Annotated in this window: 4 protein-coding genes; 1 reads left to right on the forward strand and 3 read right to left on the reverse strand. The window is 40.3% G+C overall.

The window, feature by feature from the left end; all coding sequences use genetic code 11:
• Positions 1-43: 43 nt before the first annotated feature.
• Positions 44-3,472, forward strand: coding sequence for a transcription-repair coupling factor (mfd, locus tag PSN35_RS05900; RefSeq protein ID WP_300030783.1), 3,429 nt, complete (start codon positions 44-46; stop codon positions 3,470-3,472).
• Between the two features lie 229 nt (positions 3,473-3,701).
• On the opposite strand, the gene PSN35_RS05905 is transcribed toward mfd, so the two are convergent.
• The 3 genes from PSN35_RS05905 to PSN35_RS05915 all read right to left on the reverse strand — a co-directional run.
• Positions 3,702-4,010 carry a hypothetical protein gene (locus tag PSN35_RS05905; RefSeq protein WP_300030785.1) on the reverse strand — a complete coding sequence of 103 codons (309 nt, stop codon included), beginning with the start codon at positions 4,008-4,010 and terminating at the stop codon, positions 3,702-3,704.
• 145 nt (positions 4,011-4,155) lie between these two features.
• Entirely contained in the window at positions 4,156-4,437 is a 282-nt protein-coding gene (locus tag PSN35_RS05910; protein WP_300030787.1) for a hypothetical protein, read from the reverse strand.
• 84 nt (positions 4,438-4,521) lie between these two features.
• Positions 4,522-5,067 (reverse strand): PfkB family carbohydrate kinase (locus tag PSN35_RS05915; RefSeq protein WP_300030789.1); only part of this gene is annotated, 546 nt, incomplete at its 5' end.

Consider the following 5,067-nt stretch of genomic DNA (forward strand, 5'->3'; position numbering starts at 1 on the left):
AGACAATGAAGGTGTTGACGTTCTGAACACTGAAGCTTAACGCATGGGTTATTTACAGCCTGACAAGGTCAGCACCTTAGCTTCGGGTAAAAAAACATATTGGGGCTCTTTATATGGCAGTGCTGATGCGCTGGCATTAATCGAGCATGTCCAACAAAACCCACAAGTTGTACTACTCATTGCCAATGACATTGCTCATTTAGACAGTCTTTATCATTCGCTCAATTTTTATGCTCATGACTTAAACATCTTGTCTTTTGATAATTGGGAAGTGTTGGCTTACGATCAGTTTTCACCTCATCCTGATATCACCTCCAATCGCTTAAAAACTTTATCCAAACTTAAGTCGCTCAAACAAGGTGTCGTCATTACCACCTTGGAAACACTGTGTTCGCGACTGTGCCCGATTGAATTTAGCGAACAATACAGCTTTAATCTTGATGTGGGCGACACAATAGAGCCAAATAGTTTTAGTGAAAAACTACTTAAAATTGGCTACAATCGAGTAACAACGGTCATGGAGCATGGCGAATTTAACATTCGAGGATCGTTGATTGACTTATACCCAATGGGCGCCAAGGCGCCGTACCGACTTGATTTATTTGATGAAGAAATTGAAAGTATTCGCACCTTTGATACATCAACTCAACGTAGTGAATCACAAGTTAAACAGATTGCACTATTACCAGCGCGTGAATTTGCCACTGACAATGAAAGCATAGAATTATTTAAACACAATTATGATCAAGCCTTTGCCAAGCAAAGCTTTATTTATAATGAGATCAGCGAAGGACGATTACCAGGTGGCATTGAATTTTACTTACCCTTATTTTTCAAATCAACTAACACACTGTTTGACTACCTGCCTAATAACATCACAGTTGCCACTTCTGCTGGTTTTAGCGAACTAGTTGATCACACTTATCAAGAACTTCAGTCACGTTTTGAACACGCTCAGCAAGATCTTGAGCGCCCACCACTTGAACTTAATCAGGTTTTTTTAAATAAAGACCAGCTATTCTCTGCCATTAAGCAACAATCTCAGCTGATTATTTCGCCTTCGAAATTAGCAGATAAAGCCGGGCATGTAAACTTCAAATCAAAGTTATTGCCGCCCTTACGAATTGATCCTCAAAATAAAAATCCACTGGCCAAATTGTCCGGTTTTATTGACAGGTCTGATCATAGAATTCTGATTGTCTGTCAGTCACAGGGCAGACAAACCATTCTTGAGGAATTGTTAGCTAATCACAGCCTGGTGGCTAAATCTATCACTGATTGGCAACAGTTTTTAACAACAGACCAGCCTCTTTGTATCACCAGCAAAACTTTATCCCAAGGGCTACTTAGTGATGATATTGCTATTGTCACTGAAGAAAATCTATTTGGCCAAGAGGTTGTGCAACAACAGCGCAGACGCAGAGCTAAGCATAAAGACTTTGATGAAGCCATTAAAAGCCTAGTTGAAATAAAACAAGGTGATCCTATCGTTCATGAAAACTATGGAATTGGTCGCTATTTGGGGCTAAAAACTCAAACTTATGACGGCCAATCCCAAGACTTCTTGCAGCTAGAATATGCCGGTGGCGCCAAACTCATGGTGCCAATGACCTCGCTTAATTTAATTTCTCGTTATTCTGGCACTTCACCTGAAAACGCACCTTTACATAAACTAGGCACGCCACAGTGGAGTAAGGCTAAGAAAAAAGCTGGCGAAGCCTTGCATGATGTGGCTGCAGAGCTCTTAGAAATATATGCCAAACGTGAATCACAAACAGGCTTTGCATTTCCTGAGCCTAATGATGCTTATTCATCTTTTGTGGCCAGCTTTGCTTTTGAAGAAACCCCTGACCAACTTAAAACCATGGGTGAAGTTTTAGCTGACATGCGCTCACACAAGCCTATGGACCGCTTGGTGTGTGGTGATGTAGGCTTTGGCAAAACAGAAATTGCCATGAGGGCTGCGTTTTTAGCCGTCGAAGCCGGAAAGCAAGTCGCCATTTTAGTGCCAACCACCTTACTGGCCAATCAGCACCATCAGTCATTTGTTGATCGCTTTGCCGATTATCCAGTTGAAATTGCTGCGCTATCCAGATTCCAAACACCCAAAGAACAAAAGCTGATTATTGAAAAGCTTAACGTTGGCAAAATTGACATTGTAATCGGCACCCATAAAATTATTCAAGGCAGTATTAAGTACAAAAACCTCGGCCTGGTCATTATCGATGAAGAGCACCGATTCGGTGTTAAGCAAAAAGAGGCGTTGAAAAAAATACGTGGACAAAGTGACATTCTGACGATGACTGCCACGCCAATTCCGCGTACGCTTAATATGGCATTAGGCTCGTTGCGCGAATTATCCATCATTGCTACACCGCCAGCTAAGCGAAGCGCTATCCAAACCTTTGTGCAAGAATGGCAAGATGACAACATCAAAGAGGCTTGTAATCGGGAACTACATCGAGGTGGGCAGATTTTTGTTTTACATAATGATATCGACTCTATTGACAATTTAGCCGAAAGCCTTAAAGTGCTCATGCCAAATGTAGCTGTGCGCATTGCTCATGGGCAAATGCCAACCCGTGAACTTGAACACATCATGAGTGACTTTTATCATGCGCGTTTTCAGATTTTGGTTTGTACCACTATCATTGAAACGGGTATCGATATTCCTAATGCCAACACCATTATTATTAACAATGCGCAAAATTTCGGCTTGGCGCAGTTGCATCAGTTGCGTGGTCGTGTTGGCAGGTCGCATCATCGAGCCTATGCTTATTTAATTATCAAATCCCATCAATCACTATCTAAAGATGCCAAAAAACGTCTAGACGCTATTGAATCTCTAGAGGAGTTGGGCGCGGGCTTTATGTTGGCCAACCATGATTTGGAAATTCGTGGGGCGGGCGATTTGCTTGGCGATAATCAATCCGGAAAAATTAGTGAAATCGGGTTTAATTTGTATCATGACTTACTCAAACGCACCATTGATGCGATGCGTGCAGGGCGAAAGATTAATCTTGACGATCCTATTAATCACGAAATTCAAATCGACTGCGGACTGCCTTCTATTATTCCACAAAGCTATTTAGAAGATGTGCACGAACGCTTAGTCTTATACAAGCGTATTGCTAGTTGTAACACCAATAACGACCTCAAAGAATTACAAATTGAGATGATTGACCGCTTCGGATTATTGCCAGATTCAACCAAACATTTATTTGCCAATACGCGACTCAAACTTTTTTGCGAAAAAATCGGAATTGATGAAATTAACCTTTATGACGATAAAGCCATCATCACTTTTGGCACTAAAAATACCATAGAACCGATAAAAATCATTCATTTAATCCAAAAACAGCCTAAAAACTATCAATTAAAGGGTCAAAATCAGTTAATTGTAAAAGAAGATATGCCTGAAGACATCAGACGCATTGAGCTAGTGGAAAATTTACTAAAAAAGCTAAATTAACTTTTCTTTAATCAATTTTGGCGTAAATAGCCTAAGCGCAACATGAATGAATACAGTTTAAGGAGATTAATTCGCTTGCTGCGGGGTGATTCTTTGAATAAGTGGCACAAGCATCTTTAATACCAGATAGATCACCAGCAACGCGCCCATGACATCACCGGCAATATAATGAGTGATGAAATCAAATACTTAAGCATGGAGCTGACCACCGACACACCCATCACTAAAGTCAATATATGTCTAAAGTCAATATATGTCTAAAGTCAATGTTACCAAGATAATCGAAATTGCAAATTTTAGCCAGTTTCATACCACTCATTACCACAATTGGTGCGATAACACCTGCACCAGCAGATAACACACCCAACAGCAAATTATCACCCCAAGAGGCAAATAAAACAACGCCGCTGGTAACACATGCGGCCAGTATGCCTGGCAACACACGAAAACCAAATAGTAAATACATTAAGATTTTTGCCCCTAATGGCAAATAGAGCCAAGCACTTAATTCAACGGTATATTCAACGAATGTTGACATTAAATAGACTACAAAAAAACACACTTAAAAAAGCAACGGCGTTTTCAATGAAAATAGTTTGTGTTTTTTGCATAGTTGCAAATTATAGTGAGATTAGACTGGTCTGCCTATTATGGCAAACCCTATCTATTTGAGCTATATTGTATTACTTGGCATAAGTTAAGATCATCGCACGCTTATCAGCGCTAGATTGTGTTGCGTTAATAATCTTCTCAGATAATAAAACACCCACTGCACGCTTGATGGTTGACAGTGAATATTTCGAAAAATACTGGTCTTTGGTAATGGCAGTAATATTAGCATCTTTAGTATGCATAATAAATTCCAATACTGATTTTTCCACTTCTGACAGGCTGTCAAAACCCATATCACGCTCATAGTTATCTAATGAACGGCGTAATTCAAATAATTTTTCCAATGCTTTCATTTTATTTTTTTATCTCTCCTCAGAGGTTTATATTTCAAAAATAATTATAACCTAATAAATTAAATCGCCCCCCCTGAAAGACTTTTATAACAAGGATTCGCCGTATTGCTGTTGATACAGTTTTTCAATTATCTCGAGATCAAATTGATGATTTTGTGTGCCTAGGTGTGCCACTTTAATCGCACCAAGCAGCCCAGCTAACTGGCCAGTTGTTTTCCAATCCATGTCATTCATAATGCCGTAGAGTAGTCCTGCACGATAGGCATCACCACAGCCGGTTGGGTCTTGAGCTGAGTCAGCTTGTGCTGGTGCAATATTTATAACCTCGCCCTTGGTGTGAATCTCAGAGCCTTCACCACCCTTGGTAATAATGAGCGCATCAACCATTGAAGCAATAACTGCCAACTCTAGCCCAGTTTTATCAACCAACATTTGCGATTCATAATCATTAACTGCAACATAGGTTGCCTGCTCAATAAAGGCCGTTAACTCTTCACCCGAAAACATTGGCATACCTTGGCCAGGATCAAAAATAAATGGAATTTCGGCTTCTGCAAACTGCTGCGCGTGTTCAATCATGCCGTCTCGACCATCAGGTGAAACAATGCCAATATCTGCCACACTCACATC

This window comes from Candidatus Thioglobus sp., assembly GCF_028599055.1.
Taxonomy (GTDB): Bacteria; Pseudomonadota; Gammaproteobacteria; order PS1; family Pseudothioglobaceae; genus Thioglobus_A.